Origin of the sequence: Nostoc sp. CALU 1950 (assembly GCF_051172895.1) — a bacterium.
GTDB classification, from domain to species: Bacteria; Cyanobacteriota; Cyanobacteriia; order Cyanobacteriales; family Nostocaceae; genus Nostoc; species Nostoc edaphicum_A.
Genome location: NZ_JBDNJQ010000020.1, coordinates 38911 through 58652 on the forward strand (window position 1 = coordinate 38911; position 19742 = coordinate 58652).

At 41.4% G+C, this 19742-nt stretch carries 14 protein-coding genes, 1 CRISPR repeat array and 1 riboswitch; of the genes, 8 read left to right on the top strand and 6 right to left on the bottom strand.

Annotation, left to right across the window (positions count from 1 at the left end; genetic code table 11):
* Positions 1-156: 156 nt before the first annotated feature.
* Positions 157-477, bottom strand: a complete 321-nt coding sequence (locus ABF638_RS08505) for an RNA recognition motif domain-containing protein (RefSeq protein ID WP_069068229.1) — start codon at positions 475-477, stop codon at positions 157-159.
* A gap of 577 nt (positions 478-1054) precedes the next feature.
* The gene (locus ABF638_RS08510) at positions 1055-2686 is read right to left on the bottom strand and encodes a tetratricopeptide repeat protein (protein WP_435021933.1); all 1632 of its coding nucleotides are present in this window, start codon (positions 2684-2686) and stop codon (positions 1055-1057) included.
* A gap of 969 nt (positions 2687-3655) precedes the next feature.
* Between ABF638_RS08510 and ABF638_RS08515 the strand changes: the two genes are divergently transcribed.
* A complete protein-coding gene (locus tag ABF638_RS08515) occupies positions 3656-3838 on the top strand; it encodes a CsbD family protein (RefSeq protein ID WP_435021935.1) in 183 nt (60 codons plus the stop codon).
* 150 nt (positions 3839-3988) lie between these two features.
* On the opposite strand, the gene nifJ is transcribed toward ABF638_RS08515, so the two are convergent.
* Entirely contained in the window at positions 3989-7636 is a 3648-nt protein-coding gene (nifJ, locus tag ABF638_RS08520; protein WP_435021937.1) for a pyruvate:ferredoxin (flavodoxin) oxidoreductase, read from the bottom strand.
* 388 nt (positions 7637-8024) lie between these two features.
* A CRISPR array of direct repeats spans positions 8025-8714; the repeat unit is 36 nt; unit sequence GTTTACATCCCCGTTAGGGGAAGTGGTTATGTAAAG.
* A 1272-nt stretch (positions 8715-9986) separates the two neighbouring features.
* Positions 9987-10126: riboswitch (cobalamin riboswitch) on the top strand.
* Between the two features lie 26 nt (positions 10127-10152).
* On the opposite strand from nifJ, the gene ABF638_RS08525 reads away from it, so the two are divergent.
* The 4 genes from ABF638_RS08525 to ABF638_RS08540 are packed head-to-tail and all read left to right on the top strand — an operon-like array spanning position 10153 to position 12835.
* Complete coding sequence (locus tag ABF638_RS08525; RefSeq protein WP_181930267.1) at positions 10153-10929, top strand: energy-coupling factor ABC transporter permease; 777 nt, start codon at positions 10153-10155, stop codon at positions 10927-10929.
* A complete protein-coding gene (locus ABF638_RS08530; protein ID WP_181930268.1) occupies positions 10916-11218 on the top strand; it encodes an energy-coupling factor ABC transporter substrate-binding protein in 303 nt (100 codons plus the stop codon). The genes ABF638_RS08525 and ABF638_RS08530 overlap by 14 nt, the downstream gene beginning before the upstream one ends.
* Entirely contained in the window at positions 11215-12021 is an 807-nt protein-coding gene (cbiQ, locus tag ABF638_RS08535; RefSeq protein WP_435021940.1) for a cobalt ECF transporter T component CbiQ, read from the top strand. The genes ABF638_RS08530 and cbiQ overlap by 4 nt, the downstream gene beginning before the upstream one ends.
* Positions 12002-12835 carry an energy-coupling factor ABC transporter ATP-binding protein gene (locus ABF638_RS08540; RefSeq protein WP_435021942.1) on the top strand — a complete coding sequence of 278 codons (834 nt, stop codon included), beginning with the start codon at positions 12002-12004 and terminating at the stop codon, positions 12833-12835. Before cbiQ ends, ABF638_RS08540 begins: the two co-directional genes overlap by 20 nt.
* 111 nt (positions 12836-12946) lie before the next feature.
* Here ABF638_RS08540 and ABF638_RS08545 read toward each other — a convergent pair whose 3' ends face one another.
* Complete coding sequence (locus tag ABF638_RS08545; RefSeq protein ID WP_181930271.1) at positions 12947-13492, bottom strand: NADPH-dependent FMN reductase; 546 nt, start codon at positions 13490-13492, stop codon at positions 12947-12949.
* A gap of 338 nt (positions 13493-13830) precedes the next feature.
* On the opposite strand from ABF638_RS08545, the gene ftsH reads away from it, so the two are divergent.
* From ftsH to ABF638_RS08560, 3 genes are all read left to right on the top strand, one after another.
* Complete coding sequence (ftsH, locus tag ABF638_RS08550) at positions 13831-15741, top strand: ATP-dependent zinc metalloprotease FtsH (RefSeq protein WP_435021944.1); 1911 nt, start codon at positions 13831-13833, stop codon at positions 15739-15741.
* Positions 15742-16055: 314 nt separating this feature from the next.
* Positions 16056-16970, top strand: coding sequence for a DUF928 domain-containing protein (locus ABF638_RS08555; protein ID WP_435021947.1), 915 nt, complete (start codon positions 16056-16058; stop codon positions 16968-16970).
* A 53-nt stretch (positions 16971-17023) separates the two neighbouring features.
* A complete protein-coding gene (locus ABF638_RS08560; RefSeq protein WP_435021949.1) occupies positions 17024-17155 on the top strand; it encodes a hypothetical protein in 132 nt (43 codons plus the stop codon).
* A 79-nt stretch (positions 17156-17234) separates the two neighbouring features.
* Here the strand turns inward: ABF638_RS08560 and ABF638_RS08565 are convergent, their stop codons facing one another.
* Both ABF638_RS08565 and ABF638_RS08570 read right to left on the bottom strand, forming a co-directional pair.
* Complete coding sequence (locus tag ABF638_RS08565) at positions 17235-18089, bottom strand: DUF4435 domain-containing protein (protein WP_435021951.1); 855 nt, start codon at positions 18087-18089, stop codon at positions 17235-17237.
* On the bottom strand, positions 18086-19432 hold the full coding sequence (locus tag ABF638_RS08570) for an AAA family ATPase (protein ID WP_435021953.1): 1347 nt from the start codon (positions 19430-19432) through the stop codon (positions 18086-18088). Before ABF638_RS08570 ends, ABF638_RS08565 begins: the two co-directional genes overlap by 4 nt.
* Positions 19433-19742: the final 310 nt, after the last annotated feature.

Consider the following 19742-nt stretch of genomic DNA (forward strand, 5'->3'; position numbering starts at 1 on the left):
TGAGTGCTGAGTGATCCCATAGATAAATCTAGAGAATTGAAATAAGGACGAGTAATCGTTCTTGGACACTCAGCACTGCTTTGGTAAGATTACAAAAAAAAGACAGACTCCTTGTCTGACCTTAAGACTTTAGGCAAATTTTTTTGTTTCCAAGGTCTAGTAGCGGTTGCGTCCACCGCCGCCACCACCGTATCCTCCTCGGTTTCCACCAAAGGAACCTCTATCACCTCTGTCTTCTTTGGGTTTAGCCTTATTCACTTTCAGGTCACGACCCATCCATTCAGCACCGTCGAGAGCTTCAATAGCAGCTGTTTCTTCAGCTTCAGTTCCCATTTCCACAAAAGCAAAGCCTCGCGGACGACCTGTTTCACGGTCAGTAGGTACTTGAACTCGTTTTACAGTACCATATTCTGCAAAAATACCACTTAAATCTTCTTGTGTAACGTCATAAGAGAGGTTACCTACATAAATTGACATCGATTCTCTCCAAAATCATCACTGTGTAGAGATTTTAATTTCTCTGAGAAGTCTGTAAATACTAAAAGGAAAAAGCCTTTCAATACTAAAACCAAAGACATCACTGAATTAACTCTCCTAATCATAGGATGACATAGGAGCCAATTCTCTGCATCCACTAGATAGTTAACAGATAGTTAACCAGTGATGCGATCGCACCTAAGCGATCGCCCGCCCCCACCTACTCTAAATACTGCCCACCGCAAAAAAGGGTTGGAAATAGAAGAAGATAAATTTGTAGGGTGATATAAAAATCAGACATACGGGGGCGCATCTTCAGAATATCCGAATTGAACGTTTGACTGCATTAACCATGAAGCATTACTCCAAAATTTTAATATGAAAGCCAAAGTCAGGCAACAAATTTGAAGGAGGCAGGGTGGGGTAGTTCACTAACCCGCATTTCTCACAAGCTTCAGGCGTTTGATGGAGCAGAGGGGCAGAGGGGAAAACTTACTGCAATTTCTCCCCTGCTCCCCTGCTCCCTTGCTCCCCTGCACAAGCGCAGGCTTTGAGAGGTGTGGTGAGAAATCCGAGACTAAGTAACCCCAGTTGCTAGGACAAGTTGCTTTTCATCACCTTTCCAAGCGGTTTCCAATTCAGTTTTGACAAGTTTAGCAGCCTGATCTTTGCCGAGTGCCTGCAAACTTGCCTGCAAGCCAAATAGAGAACGCCCGTTATGGGGATACTTTTTGAGATCGGCACGAAAGACTTTCTCAGCCTCTCTATAGTCACCCTTAGCCAAAAGCACAGCGCCCAAAGACTCTCGCGTGGGGAAGTACCAATCTGGTGGTTCCACGTAATCGAGAGCATCTTCTGCTACTATTGCTTGTTCTAGTAATTGAATGGCAGATTCATAATCATGCTTTTCTCTGGCAATTTTGGCGTCTAAAACTTTTGAGGCAATGTCTAAAATGCGACTGGCAGGGCTAAATCCAATAGTTGCTTCGGCGGGAATTACTTGTTTGGCGGCCAGTAATGCACTGCTTTCATTTGCTGCATCTTCAAGTTTGCCTGTGGCTGCCGTTGCCATACCACGAGCAAAATGCCAAAGTGCTGTTGTAGTAGGTAGTTTAGCATCGGGAGCGGGAGTTTTTAAGATGGCATCCCAGTCATGAAAGCGTGACTGAATCAGCATTTTGCTGCCCAGGAATCCCTCAAGCATTGGTATATGTGGGCCAATAGCAGTAACGTTGGTGACTAATTTCTCTGCGGATTTAAGAGCATCTTCATACTTTCCTGCCATGCTGCTGGCTACCATGAGAAAATGTACGTTGTGGTTGTAGTACATCATGGGGTAAGTGCCCTGGACTTGATATTTGTTGATGTAAATATCATCTTGAGCGATCGCCTGTTGGTTAACCTGCATTGCCCCTTCATAATCTCCGACACGAAAATAAATATGGGAAGGCATGTGTACCAAGTGTCCCGCCGCTGGCGCTAAAGTTCCTAGTCGTTTGGCACTCATAAGGGCCCGTTCTGGGGAAGGCGAGGCTTCTACGGCATGGATATAGTAATGATTAGCTCCCGTATGATTTGGGTTTCGTTGGAGAACTGATTCTAAAACAGCTACAATTTCTTCTGTATCTGGCTGTGGCTTGCCGTCTTTAGTCCAGTGCTGCCAAGGATGCAGATCCATTAAGCTTTCAGCGTAAAGCGTCGCCGCATCCAAATCATCAGGATAGCGCTTGACTAGGGTTGCCATTGCTTTTGCGTAGTCTACCGCTAGTTGATACAAGTCTGCATCAGGAGATTGGGAGTAACGTTTTGCTAAGGCGGTAATGTAGTCTTGTTCTTGGGTAGATGCTTGAGTGGAAAGTGCCAAGGCTTGCTGTACTGCTTGGTAAGCAGCTAATTCTCGATTTGGGTCTATTGCTGAGTTAATATTAGGACCCAGAGCTAAAGCAATACCCCAATATGCGATCGCTAAATGCGGATCGAGTTTGGCCGCGTGTTGAAAAGAACGCATTGCCTCGTCATGGTTGAAAGCGTAAATTAAATTTAATCCCTGATCGAAAAACTCTTGTGCTTGGGGATTAGCAGTAGAAACTGGATGGTGGATTGTGCCAAGTCCAGATATTAAGGTGTAGGGCTGTTTTACTTCAGCAATTGCCGCACTAGGAGCGACTAAAGAGAGTATCAGTACCCAAACTATAAATAAGTACTTCATTGTCTATATTCTTTTTCTTCAAGCTCTTTTTTTCTTAATATTCAAATGCCACAGTTTCTCTAAAGAGGCAACTTGTTGGCAAAGAACAGTAGCACGCTGTTTCTTATAAATATTAAACCCTGCAAACACAATCATTGGAATCAAGATTGAACATCCGATGAAAATGTTAACAGATGCATCAGTTTGCATCCTAGAGTCTACATATTGGGAGTTGGGAGTTGGTTGAGTAGTAGAATGCGATCGCATAAATACCTTCATAAATATTAATAAGTAAGAAGCTAGAGATAAACGTGGATACTTGTTACTGCTGTCTTTAGTCAGAAATTAGTCACAAGTTCTACTAGTGCAGCATGGCAGAGCCAAACGCTTGCGACTTGATAACGCTGCGCTATCGATCACCAAATTTTTGATGATTGGAAGCCTCAGCACCCTGTAGGTACTTCAAAGCCATTGATTAGACCTTTCTGTGCTTTCTTGCACCAGCTAAATTACTCTTCAGTTAAAACTTGAAAAATTATGTTTCTTTCCGCGCAATATTTGTGACAAAAGCAAACAAAAGGAGGAAGCGGAGCGATCGCTCAGTCGAGCCGCAGGAGAATAACTTCCCCCTGCTTCAGTAGTTCTCAGGACTTAAGCAAACAATACTCAAAAAGAATGAATTGCCCCTACAGCCTATTATTCCTACCTTCTGGCTTCTTCAACATCATCGCTGTCTACCTGAAGTTATAAATATTTTTGTCTAAAGATAGAACAATAGAATGATACCTTTCCCTCTTTTGGATGTTACTTGAACTCTCCAAGATGAATTTAACTGTTAAATAACTATGTACAAAGAACACAAATATTCTTCATAAAAACATCGTCAGATAGAAGAATTAAAAGTTGTATAGAAGTAATCTATAAACATTGCAGCGCTTTTCGAGCAAGCAATAACAAATCAACACTTAAAATACTTTAGGAACAAAGAATATGAGTATCGAAGATAAAGCAAAAGCTGTTGCTAAAAACATCGAAGGTAAAGTACAAGAGGTTATTGGCGAAGTAACTGGCGATCCTAAAGATAAAGCTGAAGGTAAAGCTAAACAAGCTGAAGCCCAAGTCCGTCATACCGCCGAGAATATCAAAGATGAAGTTAAAAAGACTTTAGAATAAAATATCGCAATATTTATTCTAGGATGGGCGTCTCACCCGTCCTTATGAACTGGGCGGGCTTTCCTGCCCAGTTCATAATATTAGATAATTTATTTGTTGGAGTTCCCTAACAAAAATCGCGATTTTTGTTACCAAAAGCAGGGTAGATGTTTAAAGAGTGTCGCGCTTTGCCAGATATTGATACATCTGCCAACGTGCATCAACCTCAGCTTGCGCTTGTTCTAACAAGTTCTTGGCAACGTCGGGTTTGCTCTTAGTGAGCATTTTGAAGCGATTTTCTTGATACATGGAATGTTCTACAGATTGCGTAGGCGATCGCATATCCAATTGCAAAGGATTTTTACCCTGGTTAAGCAACTCTGGATTATGCCGATACAGCAACCAACGACCTGATTCTACCAGAGTTTTCTGATGATTCATCCCTGTAGTCATGTTGATACCGTGGGCGATGCAATGGCTGTAAGCAATAATCAGTGATGGGCCGTCATAAGCTTCTGCTTCCAAAAATGCTTTGAGAGTATGTTCATCTCTAGCGCCAAGGGCTACACTCGCTACGTAGACATTTCCGTAGGTCATGGCAATCATCCCTAAGTCTTTCTTCGGTGCAGGCTTACCACTGGCGGCATATTTAGCAACTGCGGCTTTTGGCGTAGCTTTGGAAGATTGACCGCCTGTGTTGGAATATACTTCTGTATCCATCACCAAGATGTTGACATTTCGACCACTAGCAATTACATGATCGATACCGCCAAAGTCAATATCATAAGCCCAACCGTCACCGCCAACAATCCAGACGCTTTTTCTCACCAAGTAGTCTGCAAGAGATTTTAGATTTTGGATTTTGGATTTTAGATTAGGATCGAGAGTTACGATTTCATCTAACCTCTGCTGCAACAGTTCTATTCTTTCGCGCTGTTCCCAAATATCAGCTTCAGATTTTTGTTCAGCTTTGAGGATGGAAGAAACAAGGTTTTCATCTATTTCACTCCCCAATTTTTGCAACAATTCCGCTGCAAACTCGGCTTGTTTGTCAAGGGAAAGGCGGAAGCCAAAACCGAATTCGGCGTTATCTTCAAATAAATTATTAGACCACGCTGGGCCGCGTCCTTGGGCGTTGGTTGTCCAAGGAGTGGTGGGGAGATTTCCGCCATAGATTGAGGAACAACCTGTAGCATTGGCGATGACAGCGCGATCGCCAAACAGTTGTGTTAATAATTTTAAATAAGGTGTTTCACCACAACCTGCACAAGCACCAGAGAATTCAAATAATGGTTCTTGCAGTTGTTGCTGGCGAATCTGGTTGACTTTTAGCGATCGCCTATCAGGATTAGGTAAACTCAAAAAGAAATCCCAGTTTTTTCGCTCTTGTTCCCGCAATGGCAACTGCTGCGCCATGTTAATTGCTTTCAGCGATGGCTCAGATTTATTTTTAGCAGGGCAAATATTTACACAAATTGTACATCCCGTACAATCTTCTGGTGCTACCTGAATGGTAAATTTTTGATTGGCAAAGTCTTTATCTTTTGCACCAGTTGATTTAAAGGTTCCTGGCGCATTGACTAACTCATCTACTTGATAAGCTTTTGCTCGGATGGCGCTATGGGGACAAACCATGACGCACTTACCACATTGTACGCACACATCCGGCTCCCACACTGGTATCTCTTCAGCAACGTTACGTTTTTCCCACTTGGCAGTACCTACGGGGAAAGTGCCATCAACTGGTAGTGTGCTAACAGGTAAATCATCACCTTCCCACACCATGATTTTGCCCAGAACTTCTTGCACAAATTCGGGAGCGGAGTCTAGCAATTTTGGATTTTGGATTTTGGATTTTAGATTGTTGATTGTTTGGGGGATATTTACTTTATGCAAGTTGTCTAGGGTGTTGTCTACAGCTTGCAAGTTCATGCGAACAACTTCTAAGCCTTTTTTACCGTAAGTCTTATCAATCGCTTGTTTGATTTTAGCGATCGCTTCTTCTTGAGGCAAGACACCCGCTAAGGCAAAGAAGCATACCTGCATAATCGTGTTAATTCTGCCACCCATGCCACTTTCACGGGCAACCTGGCTAGCATTAATTACGTATAACTTCAAATGCTTGTCGATAATTTGCTGCTGCACTTTTATCGGTAAATATTCCCAGACGGTATCTGCATTGTATGGACTGTTAAGCAGCAAAGTTGCCCCAGGAATAGCAGCCTTCAAAATATCTATGCGTTCTAGAAATCCCCAGTGATGACAACCAATAAAGTTGGCTTGGTCAATTAGATAGGTGGAGCGAATTGGCTCTTTCCCAAAACGGAGGTGAGAGACAGTCATCGAGCCAGATTTCTTGGAATCGTAGACAAAGTAGCCTTGGGCGTAATTGTCGGTTTCTTCACCAATAATCTTGATAGAGTTTTTGTTAGCCCCAACAGTACCATCTGCACCCAACCCATAGAACATTGCCCGAACAACATTATCCGATTCTGTAGAGAAGTTAGGGTCAAAGTTTAGAGAAGTATAAGTAACATCGTCATTAATCCCAATCGTAAAATGATTCTTCGGTTTAGCTTCGGCAAGGTTATCAAAAATCCCCTTTACCATCGCCGGCGTAAATTCCTTAGAAGAAAGACCATAACGCCCACCAATAACTTTAGGCAGAGGGGCAGAGGGGCGGAGGGGCAGAGGGGAATCTAATCCTAATTGTTCCTCTGCTCCTCTGCGCCCCTGCTCCCCTGCTCCCCTGCTCTCATCCCCCCATACTTCATGAATAGCAGCCACAACATCTAAATACAAAGGCTCCCCGGCACTACCTGCTTCTTTGGTGCGGTCGAGAACTGCGATCGCTTGTACACTGGTTGGTAATACTGCAACAAACCTTTGGACATCAAAGGGGCGGTAAAGTCGCACTTTGACTACACCAAGTTTTTCACCACGAGCGTTCAGGTAATCTACTGTTTCATGGACGGTTTCACAACCTGAACCCATAAGAACGATAACGCGATCAGCATCTTTAGCGCCGTAATATTCATAGATTTTATAATGCCTTCCCGTGCGTTCTCCAAATTCATCCATGATGCGTTGGACAATTTCTGGACAGGCGTTGTAATAAGGGTTTGCGCCTTCACGTCCTTGAAAGTAGACATCGGGGTTTTGAGCAGTACCGCGTAATACGGGACGGTCTGGGGTGAGTGCGCGGCTGCGGTGGGCAAGTATTAGGTTATCGTGAATTAGCGATCGCAAATCATCATCTGAAAGTAATTTAACTTTTTGCACTTCATGGGAGGTGCGGAAGCCGTCAAAGAAATGCATAAAGGAGACTCGCGTCTCTAGGGTAGCAGCATGAGCGATGAGAGCAAAATCTTGACTTTCCTGCACCGAAGCGGAACACAGCAGGGCAAAACCAGTTGCACGAGCTGCCATCACGTCGCTATGGTCGCCAAAAATAGATAAAGCGTGAGTAGCCAAAGAACGGGCTGCAACGTGAACCACGGCGCTAGTCAACTCACCAGCAATTTTGTAGAAGTTGGGTATCATCAACAATAATCCCTGAGATGCCGTGAAGGTGGTACTCAGGGAACCTGTTTGCAATGCCCCATGCACAGCACCAGCAGCTCCTCCTTCACTTTGCATCTGCACGACGCTGGGAATAGTCCCCCAGAGGTTAGGACGACTTTCGGCTGACCAAGCATCTGCCCATTCACCCATTGCTGAAGAGGGGGTGATGGGATAAATGGCAATCACTTCATTTAGTTTGTAAGCAACACGGGCGACAGCTTCATTCCCATCGATGGTTGCAAAGGTTTTGTTCATAACTTGATTTTTGTCCCCGTCTCTCAGTGTTAATAGTAAGAGCAGAATTCAGGAGTCAGAATGGGCTAAACGCCCCGCTATCGCTAACAGAATTCAGAATAGTCAAAGAATTAGGAAAAAAATTTATACATAAATGTACTAATAATGCTGTATTCCTTTTAAAATCTGAATTCTGACTTTTGGGTGCTGAATTATTACTAAGAATTTATCAATGAATTTCGGCTCTTTAGTTAACTTTAAATAAATACTTCATATATTAGTATCTCATCCGAAATACTGCGTCTATTAATATGTATTAATAATGTACTCAATAGCCAAAGCAGTTATTAGATAAGGCTTTCAGTTAATTGATTATTTTTTGTGGGGTATAGGGTCGGGCTTCTATCTCGTTTTTATCCCCGTTAGGGGAAGGAGTTATGTAAAGTGCCTGCTATCCTCAGCATTAGCCAAGATCCATTCATGTTTACATCCCCGTTAGGGGAAGTGGTTATGTAAAGGTTGTCAATGGCAACAAGCGAATGCGCGAACGTGAAGGGTTTACATCCCCGTTAGGGGAAGTGGTTATGTAAAGGCAAAATTGTTTGTAATGCAAATGATTACCTAAAGTTTACATCCCCGTTAGGGGAAGTGGTTATGTAAAGTTCATTTTCTTAAACTCTTACTCGTCCCCCGTTTTGTTTACATCCCCGTTAGGGGAAGTGGTTATGTAAAGTTTATGGCTTATAACTGTGATAAGTGCGGCGCAAGGTTTACATCCCCGTTAGGGGAAGTGGTTATGTAAAGTCGCGGTTTGGCTGTTGTTGTTTTTGGTGCTACTGGTTTACATCCCCGTTAGGGGAAGTGGTTATGTAAAGAAAACAAAGAGAAGCATATCTGGGACAAATTGCAAAGTTTACATCCCCGTTAGGGGAAGTGGTTATGTAAAGTTTTTGGAGGATTTTTAATTTGTTCAAGGCATTAGGATCGTTTACATCCCCGTTAGGGGAAGTGGTTATGTAAAGTTGCTTGCGACTTTGCAAAAAAATCCTACACCGGTAGGAAAGTTTACATTCCCGTTAGGGGAAGTGGTTATGTAAAGAGTTACCTTTTGGAAACCTTACCAGGAGCGGGTTTGGAACCCCCTAATCGACACACCTTTTTTCATTGTCAATAAAACGGTGCTTATTGATAAAAAAGTTGTGATTTTGTCGCCTGAAACCCTTGCTACAAGAGCAATCGACACACCTCAACGGAATTATGCGGTTTTCAAGGATCGGGCGAGGTGTGTAGATGAACTTCAACACACTCTATAAAGAGTAAAATATCTTACTTAAAATTGTCAAGCTGTTTTGCCTTAGTTTTCAATGTTTAGTTCATTGCTTCAAACCCTTGATGCTCAATGATATTCAATCCATGAGCAAGTAGAGACAGCAGTAAGCCGTTGCAAAATTCTTGCTGAATGAATCAAAGGCGATCGGCTCAACAATATACCAAAATGAATACGTGAATTACTGAAATGAGAAAGCAATCAAGCATTTTGAGAAAGCAATATGCCTTTTTGCTTGCTGAATCTACCGAAATGAGAAAGCATTTAAGCTTTTTGATTAAGCAAAATGCCTTTTTACTTGCTGAATCCACTGAAATGAAAAAGCATTTAAGCTTTTTGATTAAGCAATCAGGCATTTTGAGAAAGCAATTAGGTATTTTGCTGATTAAATTCGACTTTATCTTTACTTTTACTTTATAAATGACTTCTTATAGGATTACTATTTGATTTTTGAATAAAACTCAGTACACCTTTATTCCTTCTTCCCAGTCCCCATTGCCCCTAATCCCCAGAGGGGGCCCCGAGTTCCCCAATCCCCAGTCCCTTACCTCTACGAGTGATTCAGAAATCAAAGACGCTCGATGACTCGCTACCGCTTCGCTATCGGATTGCTATATACCAATTCAATTAATGATTGCAACACATCCTTGGGTAAAGACGCGATGAATCGCGTCTCTACAAATGGTTTATTTATCACATTCTTTTTTCAAATTGGTATTAGATGCTGCTATTAAGATCAACGTAATCAAGTGTTGATGTTTCTTAGAGGATGTTTTAAAAGTGGTTGGCTGTAATTTTAGGCACTTGTCGATCCCCCTAAATCCCCCTTAAAAAGGGGGACTTTGATTCTAGTTCCCCCCTTTTTAAGGGGGGTTAGGGGGGATCAGAACGATACGGGATAAGGTTATCAGACTTGTGTGTACACCGTAGCTCTTTTTAAGGGGGTTAGGGGGATCAAGAAGTGCCTAAAATTACAGCCGACCAGTTATAAACTACGCTTTGTGAATACCTGGTAAAAAATCGCTGCTCAAAATTGGTAATGGTGATATAGTTACTCAAATCGGTTCTGATGGGAAGCAGCCATCGGACGCAAGGGGGAAAGTCCGGTGTAAATCCGGCGCTGTCCCGCAACTGTGAACCAAAATTAGGTGAGTCAGGATGCCCGCCGGTTAGAATCAATTCGTTTACATAAATCTGCGAGGTACAGATTATGAAAAGAAAAAAACAGGCGTTAGTCAGTCTAACCCTGATGGGAGTTATCAGTTTTTATCTAGTCATTGGTTTGCCCAAACCCGCCTACGCCATGCACATCATGGAAGGTTTTTTGCCAGTGCAGTGGGCAATTTTTTGGTGGATTGTGGCATTACCATTTTTTCTATTAGGATTGCGTAGTCTGACTCGCATTACTCAAGCTAACCCGGAATTGAAACTACTCCTGGGCTTGGCTGGTGCTTTTACTTTTGTACTGTCAGCTTTGAAAATCCCTTCTGTCACCGGTAGCTGTTCTCACCCAACAGGGACAGGGTTAGGTGCGGTGCTGTTTGGCCCCCTTACTATGTCGGTTTTGGGTAGCTTAGTATTGTTGTTTCAAGCTTTGTTACTGGCGCATGGCGGCTTGACGACGCTGGGGGCAAATGCTTTTTCGATGGCGATCGCTGGCCCTTTCCTAGCTTACTGGATATATAATCTGACAATAAAGTTAGGTGGTAAACAACAAATCGCCATATTTTTAGCAGCTGCGATCGCAGATTTACTCACCTACATTATCACTTCCATCCAACTCGCCCTAGCTTTCCCCGCACCTGTTGGTGGGTTTATCGCTTCATTTACCAAGTTCGCCGGAATTTTTGCCATTACTCAAGTTCCCTTAGCAATTAGTGAAGGATTACTAACTGTGTTGGTGTGGAACTGGCTGCAATCTTATAATCCTCAAGAATTAGAATTGTTGAAATTAATCAAGCGAGGAAGTGGCAATGAGTCAATCTAAAAAAGGGTTGAGTAACTGGCTGTTGGTATTAGGAGTTATAGCTTTAGCAGTTGCACCGTTAATATTTGTGCGAGGTGGGGAGTTTTCCGGTGCTGATGGCAAAGCAGAAGAGGCTATTAATGAAATACAACCCGAATATAAACCCTGGTTTAAATCATTTTTTGAACCAGCTAGTGGGGAAATAGAAAGCTTATTATTTGCTTCTCAAGCGGCTTTGGGTGCGGGAGTAGTTGGTTATGCAATTGGATTGTATAAAGGACGTTCCCAACAACAAAAACCTAAAGAATGAGCCTACAACTAGACACTTTAGCTTATACCAATCGATTGCGAAGATTGCCACCAGAGCATAAACTAATTTTTGCATTTACTACTCTTGCTATTTCCCTGGCTAGCCATCCGCTAGTGCAAATATTGATGGCACTTTGGATGGGTATTTGGACAGTTATCTATGCAAGAATTCCCGCTGGTGTTTATTTTAAATTGTTAACATTTACCATAATTTTTTGTTTGACAAGTTTGCCAGCACTTATGGTGAATGGAGTTACGATTAATGATTTGCCAAACGTACAATTAGATTCGTGGTATGGATTAACTCTCGGACACTTCTATATTTATATCAGTCATCATGGCAGTATCCAAGCATTAGGAATTTTAACCAGAGCATTAGCCTCTGTTTCTTGCTTATATTTTCTCATGTTAACCGTCCCTTTCACGGAGATATTGCAAACTCTGCGTTACTTACGATTTCCAGTGCTTTTAACCGATTTGTTATTACTAATGTATCGGTTTATTTTCATCCTATTGAACACAGCCGAGGAATTATGGACGGCACAAAATTCCCGTGGTGGTTACCGTACTTGGCGTAGTGGAATGAAAAGTTTAGCACTACTAATCGGACAATTATTACAGCGAACCTTACAACGATATAGTCAGTTTTCTCTGGGATTGCAATCACGGGGTTTTGTGAGCGAATTTCGAGTTTGGCATCCCCGCCGCTATCGTCCCCAAGCGCGATATATCATCGAAGCAATTTGCGGCTGTGTAGGATTAATAGGATTAGAATTTTGGCGAAATGCAGGAATATTTACTTGAATTTGAGCAGGTATATTACACCTATCCAGGCACACAAGAATCAGCTTTGAATGGTCTAACACTGAAGATTCCATCTGGTAAAAGGTGTGCGTTAATTGGGCAGAATGGTTGTGGTAAAACGACGCTATTTTTATTAGCTAATGGTCTCTATAAACCTGATTCTGGTATTGTCCGTTGGCGTAGTGAACCGTTAAGTTATAATCGCAATGATCTTAGTAACTTACGCCAGAAAGTTGGACTAGTATTTCAAGATCCAGAACAACAATTAGTAGCTTCTACTGTTGAAGAAGATATATCTTACGGTTTGTGTAATTTGGGTTTGCCAGAGCCAGAAATTAAAGACCGAGTAGAGCAAGCATTAGTGGAATTTGAACTGACTGCTTTAGCAGAAAGACCAGTACATCATCTGAGTTTAGGACAAAAAAAGCGAGTTTCTATAGCAGATGTGATGGTATTACACCCGGAACTCTTGGTGTTGGATGAGCCAACTGCATATTTAGATGTAAAACATACTCGTAACTTGATAGCGACTTTGAAAAGGATTCATCGAGATGGAACCACTTTGTTGATGGCAACCCATGATTTGGATTTAGTTTATCGTTGGGCAGATTGGGTTTTTGTCATGGATAAAGGGCAGCTGATGCTAGAAGGTAAACCACAAGATGTATTTAGTCAACGTACACTTTTAGAAGAGCTAGAGTTAGGTGTACCATTGATATATGAGATGTTATTTGATGGGCTATCTACTGAAGAGGGAGTAATTATAGAAAGAGTCCGACAGCGAATATTACAGCTATTTCGTAATTTTTCCTGATTAACATAGGATTTACGTAAAACTAAACGCCAACCTACACAGTTTAAGGTTTTTGGCGTTAACCCAAGCGTATTGAAATATAGGGTGGACAAAAATTTGCCCACCATATAACTAATTTACACCTCGCAGCTTGCGAGTATTATCAACTAAACTCTGAGCAAATTGATCAAATCTTTGGGATAGCTTCTCATCTAGTAGCTTGCCTTCAGGACTGAACGCACCCCAAGCTTGTCCAATCGCAATTTGTTCAGGGATTGCCCAACAATGCACCCATCTGGTAATTAACCGTAGTTCGTTCAGAGCATTACTATTAGACTGTCCACCTAAAACACTAATAAATCCTGCCACTTTATCTGACAGTTGATCAAAACTCATCAAATCTAGAGCATTTTTGAGGACACCACTAACGCCACCATGATACTCAGGTGTCGCTAAAATTAATCCATCAGCCTGACTAACAGTATTTTGCAACCGCAGAACATCTGGGTACTCTGGATACTCCTTCGCGCCAGTGCAAAATGGTAGCTGCAACTGCCGTAAATCGAGAATTTCTACCTCTGCACCCAAGGCTTCTACCCTTTGCACTGCTACTTGCAAAGCAAGCTGGGTATAGGAGTTGGATCTTAAGCTACCGCCAATACCAATAATTCTCACCATAATTAACCTACAAAGTATTAACTAGCTCTTAAAAAGCGGAATCGTTATGACTATGTTTATTTTAGCGATTTGTGTCAGAATGTGTCAAATTAATATCTGCTGGGCATGGGGCATGGGGCATGGGGCATGGGGCATTGGGCATGGGTGACTCTTCCCCATTTTCCTGTGGATGGAGTTTTTCATGGAGGAAGGAATAGCCTGAAGAAACTTGGGAATGGTTTTGTGTGGAAGTTAGACTAGATAAGAAAAGTGTAATTTCCAGTTATTACAATTTTTAATAGAAGAATAGGCATAAAACCAGCGCTCAAACTTGTGCCAGCAGACAAAGGGTAACTATTATGACAAATTTGGGAAAAAAAGCATTGATAAAAAGTCAGTCGTCAAAGCGCGTTTCTTGGGTTGGTGCGTTGGCAAAACCCGCCGTAGGCATCGCAGCTAGTTTAATTATGTTGCCAGTAATTTTCGGTAGTACTCCTGTCATGGCACAAAAAGCAGAGAGCACCCCTCTAAATTATGGCCAGTTGATCAAGAAAGTGAAGGCGGGAGAAGTTGAAAGAGTAGAGCTTGACGAAACTGAACAGCTAGCAAAGGTTTATCTCAAGGGACAAAAGGAGAATACACCACCGCAACAGGTGAGACTTTTGGCGCAAAATGCAGAGTTAATTAACATTCTTAAAGAGAGGAATGTTGATTTTGGTGAAGTTTCCTCTGCTAATAGTCGAGCTGCTGTTGGGCTGTTAATTAATTTGATGTGGATTTTGCCACTGGTGGCTTTAATGCTGTTGTTCCTCCGGCGCTCTACAAATGCTTCTAGCCAAGCGATGAATTTCGGCAAATCCAAAGCTCGCTTTCAAATGGAAGCCAAAACTGGAGTCAAATTTGAAGATGTCGCCGGGGTTGAAGAAGCTAAAGAAGACCTTGAAGAAGTTGTTACTTTCTTAAAACAGCCTGAAAGATTTACGGCTGTAGGCGCACGTATTCCCAAAGGAGTGCTGTTAATTGGCCCCCCTGGTACTGGTAAAACTTTACTGGCAAAAGCGATCGCAGGTGAAGCAGGTGTACCATTCTTCAGTATTTCCGGTTCGGAATTCGTGGAAATGTTCGTAGGTGTGGGTGCATCTCGCGTGCGCGACCTCTTCAAAAAAGCCAAAGAGAATGCTCCTTGCCTAATATTTATCGATGAAATTGACGCAGTAGGTAGACAACGGGGGACTGGTATTGGTGGCGGTAACGATGAGCGCGAACAAACCCTCAACCAACTGCTCACTGAAATGGATGGTTTTGAAGGAAATACAGGCATCATTATTATTGCTGCCACTAACCGCCCAGATGTTTTAGATGCAGCGCTACTCAGACCAGGACGCTTTGACAGACAAGTGATGGTAGATGCACCGGATCTCAAAGGGCGACTGGAAATTTTGAAAGTCCACGCTCGGAATAAGAAAATTGATCCTAGCGTATCATTAGAAGCGATCGCTCGTCGCACACCTGGTTTTACTGGCGCAGACTTAGCCAACTTACTCAACGAAGCTGCCATTCTCACCGCTAGAAGGCGCAAAGAAGCTGTTACCCTTTTAGAAATTGATGCTGCTGTAGACCGAGTTGTTGCAGGTATGGAAGGTACTGCCTTAGTAGACAGCAAGAGTAAGCGCCTGATTGCCTATCATGAAGTTGGACACGCTTTAGTGGGTACATTGCTCAAAGACCATGACCCTGTACAGAAAGTTACATTAATTCCACGGGGACAAGCACTGGGATTAACTTGGTTTACTCCCAACGAAGAACAGGGGTTAATTTCCCGTTCCCAACTCAAAGCTAGGATTACTGCTACTTTGGGTGGTCGCGCCGCCGAGGAAATCGTTTTTGGTAAGCCAGAAGTGACCACAGGTGCAAGCAATGACTTGCAACATGTGACAGGGATGGCGCGGCAGATGGTGACACGCTTCGGGATGTCAGAATTAGGCCCATTGTCCTTGGAAAATCAGAGTGGAGAGGTATTTTTAGGACGCGACTGGATGAATAAATCAGACTATTCTGAGGAAATTGCCGCCAAAATTGATTCTCAGGTGCGCGAAATTGTTAACAATTCCTACATCAAGTCCAAAGAACTTTTGGAAGAAAACCGTGTAGTTTTGGAACGTTTAGTAGATTTGCTAGTAGAACAGGAGACAATTGAAGGCGATTTATTCCGCACAATTGTTGCTGATAATGCTCAGGTAGCCGATGCAAAGTTGGCTGTACCTCATTAGAAAGATGAGTGAACAATAATGTAGAGACGTAGCAGTGCTACGTCTTTACAAGGGTTCTGGATAATGCATCTTTAATTTCACCAGATGTCTATTAAGGAATAGGGAAAAGCTAATAGTCTATCAAATTTAGACTACTCAAAATCCAAATGCTAAGATTCCCGACTTATTAAAAAAGTTGGGATTTTGTTTTAAAAAAATTACAATACCACATCAGCCTTACCAGAAAGTAGCACACATAAAGTCTTGTCACTGCAAAGCTTAGACTATTGTATTATATATACCCAAACAATGTACTACAAGTGGACATAAACATCATGAAACATAGATTTTGGGCAAGCTATCTGCTTGCTGCTTTAGCATTTCTCCCCTTCGAGTCTGTAAGCACTACTCAGGTTTTGGCAACAGAGTCAGCTTACCAACTGGCACAAGCCAAATCTGCTTACACCCAATATATGCAACTTGGTTATAATGAAACCAAACGGAGAAACTATAGAAAAGCTTTAGGATATTTTCAGCAAGCAGAGCGGCTACGTCCTGGAGATAGATATGCTACTTCTGCAATTAGAAATGTTACGGGTTACATTCAACGCGGTAGAAATCGTATCGCTTTTGTTCCAGGTAGACCTGGTAGGGTAAGATCGGCTGGAACACGGGGAAATTGTTTTCCAATTGGACAATATATTATTCCCCTGACACCAACAGATAAGGAAGCTCAACGAACCACAGCAGAGCGTCCCACATTCTTTTTTTACATTCCTCAAACTTCGATAAGAGTAGAAGCACTAGAATTTGTTTTGCGGGATGATGATAGCATTGACCCATTGTATAAGGGAACTTTCAAACCTGTTGGGCAGAATGGGATTGTGAGTGTAAATGTACCTATTGATCAGCCATCTCTACAAATCGGTAAAGAGTATAATTGGACTTTTTCGATGATTTGTGATCCTAATAACCGCGATAAAGACTCGTATGTAGAAGGTACAATTGTGCGATCGCAAGATGAAAACCTATCTCTTCAGCTAAATCAACCAAATACAGACTTGGATCGTGCAGTTTTATTTGCAACAGCCGGATTTTGGGAAGATGCTTTGAGAACTTTAGCTAATTTACGCAGTCAGCGTCCTAATGATCCCGAAGTTCAAAAATATTGGGAAGAGTTTTTGAATTCAGTAGACATAAAAGAAGTTGTAAATAAGCCTTTATTGCCCTGTTGTACTGCTCAGAAATAAATTAACAATTACTTAAAAACCCGGTTTTGATAGAGAAGCTGGGTTTTTTATCCTTGAATTTAAGATTCAGCGATGTCTACGACGGGCTACGCCTACGCAAATACTTATGGCGTGGACGGTATCAATTCTCGCTAATTACTGCTGTAAGTCAACCTGGTAGAGAAATAGGAGGTGCGATCGCCTGATTTTCTACCGATACTAACACTCTTCAAACGCTGGGTGTCAAAAATAACAATGTTGTACAATAGTTTCCGAATTTGGTATTTATGTGCCATTCCGCAAAACCCTAAATGGCTGATTATTGCTTTCCCATATACGAATGTCCAAGTAGAGTTGTGTCTGGTGAAAGTAAATTTCTTCATAAGCAAGCCGCAAACTACGCTCAAGACTGTTCGGTTCAACATCAGCAGCTTTGTTAGAGCCAAGTGCTTTGCGTAAACCAAGCGACAGAATTTCCACCAAATGATGACCACAGCAGATTTGCCAAGGATCGTGATTATTGCTTTTTTGACTCTTTAACCGTTCTTGCAAATTTTTATCACTCAAAGAGAAAGCTTGGGATTTCTTCTTAATCTCCTGAATCAGCTTGAGTTCATCAATTTGCAGAGTTTGCTCATCAATGAACTTGCTAAATGTAATTCCCTCAAAGGTTAGATTTAATCCGTCACATTTAGAGATCCAAAGCAAATAACCTACCGACATCCCATTTTCAACTACTACTGATTTTATGTCTCGATTAAACTGAGCAATTTTCTCTTCAGAACCAAATTCAGCGAGTACTTTGTTAAATGCTGGTGAGTTAATCAGTATAGTTTCAAGGTCATGGCTGTCAGTGTAAAGAAGATTAGGACTGGTGTATAACAAAGTTTCAAGGCGATCAAAATCTGCATCAACAATCGCTAAAACTCCCTGAAAATTTGATTGTTCCAAAATTTTTAAAATTTCAATAGCACGCTGTTTTCCTGATGTTTCGACTAACTCACAAATTAATTGGTCAACAAACTGCTTATAAAAAGTTTTGTCAGAACTTCCTTCCACTAATAAAAAAGTTCCATTATATGTGCTTCGTCGTAATCGAATTTGGTTAGCAACACGGTCAACTGTAAGAAAATCTCTCACTTGTGTGGCCCTTTAAGTTCAACCGTCAAATCCCAACGGTCTTGAATAATATCTGGCGAATGAGTAGCCATTAGTATATTTAAATCTGCAAGCTGTGTGATGTCTTGTAAATCCTTTAAAAACTGAACCTGCCATCCTACATGAAGAGATAATTCCGGCTCATCAATTAAAACTAGAGAGTTAGGTTGAACTTTAAATAGTAGTTCATAGAGAAGAACTAACTCATGTTGCTCTCCAGATGATAAATCTGTTGGCAAAAGAGTTTTTGAATTAGATAATGAGGAACCATAACTTGTTGTGACAACGAATCCCTTTTCTTTACTAAAGTTTATCTCTTTGTAAGAATAGGCAAACTTATTATTAATAATTTTCCTTAATAAATCAATTTTAGTTGCTATTTCAGCAAAAACACTCAGCTTCTTTCCCACATCTTCAACATATACCGATAAAGCATTTTTGGTGCTTTCATCTATATCTTGAGGCTGAATTTGAAATTCTGCATCTTCATCTTTATCCAAAAGACCTACTTCTATGAGACGAGAGCGAGTCGCTTCAAGTTCGTATAGTTGATAACGAAGTTGTTCATCTGTTAAATCTGTGGATGGCTGTTGCTTAACTACTCTAACTGGAAAAGTTCTGTCAAGAGATTGAGATGTTGTACCGTATTCCTTAAATTTATCTTGCATCAGTTTAGCAAGTTCATCAGAATAGGCAGATACAGTTGACAACATTGAAGGTGTTTCAGCAGACCGTCTGGAAGAACGGTTAGGAAAAACATTAAGCAACCGTTGTGATTCAATGAGGCGAATATGAATATTGTCTTTCAATTTTTCTAGCCAATCAGGTTCTTCTTTTAACTTCAGTTTTGAGGAGGATAAACTATCATAAACCTCTACAGAGTCTTCTAAAGAAAGAGTTCTTTCAGTAGAACAATCCCTAAATATTAAAGGATATATTTGTTCTCTTAGTCGGATACTATTATCTGAGCCATAACTAATAAAAACTTCTCTATCAGGTTGCTTTAAAGCAAAATAAGCTGGTTTTGAATCATGATTATAAAAGTTGAAACCAATATTATTCGTTTCTGAGCCATCTGCATTCTCAGAATTTTTGATTATTTCAACACTAGTAGTATCATCAAATTCAACTCTAAAATTTCTAAACGGGATAGCTCTCAAGTCTGCGTATCGAGAGTTAAAAAAACTATTCAAAATTCTTAATATGGCTGTTTTACCAAAACCATTTGGGCCATGAATAATGGTGATTCGTTCATCCATGTTCAATGGAATCACATGGTCAAAAATTCCAAATAAGCCACTGACGGAAATTTGCTTAATTCGCATAGTCATCTAGTCCTATAGCCATTGGCTTCATGGCTTTAATTCTAACTTCTATCTCTCTCTGGAAAGCACAGGAAACAAAAACTTCAATTCTTTTGTATCCTCTTTCTTAGAAAATTCTGACTTTTAGGCGTTCTTGGAAGGTAGGCGACACACCCTGCGGAATCTTGCTACAGATTTTCCCCTGTTTAACTAGGTTGTTGAGGCTAAAATCATAATAGTTGAGCCAGTTCCAACAGCGATCGCACAATCAGGCATCATTTCCCTCTAAACTGAGTTGAGCAATTTCCAAAGCTTTTTGGTACAGTATTCT

Bases quoted from the DNA above. Each gene is read 5' to 3' on its own strand.
- ABF638_RS08540 (WP_435021942.1), top strand. From the start codon at position 12,002: ATGCAGGAATATTTACTTGAATTTGAGCAGGTATATTACACCTATCCA.
- ftsH (WP_435021944.1), top strand. From the start codon at position 13,831: ATGACAAATTTGGGAAAAAAAGCATTGATAAAAAGTCAGTCGTCAAAG.
- ABF638_RS08545 (WP_181930271.1), bottom strand. From the start codon at position 13,492: ATGGTGAGAATTATTGGTATTGGCGGTAGCTTAAGATCCAACTCCTAT.
- ABF638_RS08510 (WP_435021933.1), bottom strand. From the start codon at position 2,686: ATGAAGTACTTATTTATAGTTTGGGTACTGATACTCTCTTTAGTCGCT.
- nifJ (WP_435021937.1), bottom strand. From the start codon at position 7,636: ATGAACAAAACCTTTGCAACCATCGATGGGAATGAAGCTGTCGCCCGT.
- ABF638_RS08505 (WP_069068229.1), bottom strand. From the start codon at position 477: ATGTCAATTTATGTAGGTAACCTCTCTTATGACGTTACACAAGAAGAT.
- ABF638_RS08530 (WP_181930268.1), top strand. From the start codon at position 10,916: ATGAGTCAATCTAAAAAAGGGTTGAGTAACTGGCTGTTGGTATTAGGA.
- ABF638_RS08555 (WP_435021947.1), top strand. From the start codon at position 16,056: ATGAAACATAGATTTTGGGCAAGCTATCTGCTTGCTGCTTTAGCATTT.
- ABF638_RS08570 (WP_435021953.1), bottom strand. From the start codon at position 19,432: ATGCGAATTAAGCAAATTTCCGTCAGTGGCTTATTTGGAATTTTTGAC.
- ABF638_RS08515 (WP_435021935.1), top strand. From the start codon at position 3,656: ATGAGTATCGAAGATAAAGCAAAAGCTGTTGCTAAAAACATCGAAGGT.
- cbiQ (WP_435021940.1), top strand. From the start codon at position 11,215: ATGAGCCTACAACTAGACACTTTAGCTTATACCAATCGATTGCGAAGA.
- ABF638_RS08525 (WP_181930267.1), top strand. From the start codon at position 10,153: ATGAAAAGAAAAAAACAGGCGTTAGTCAGTCTAACCCTGATGGGAGTT.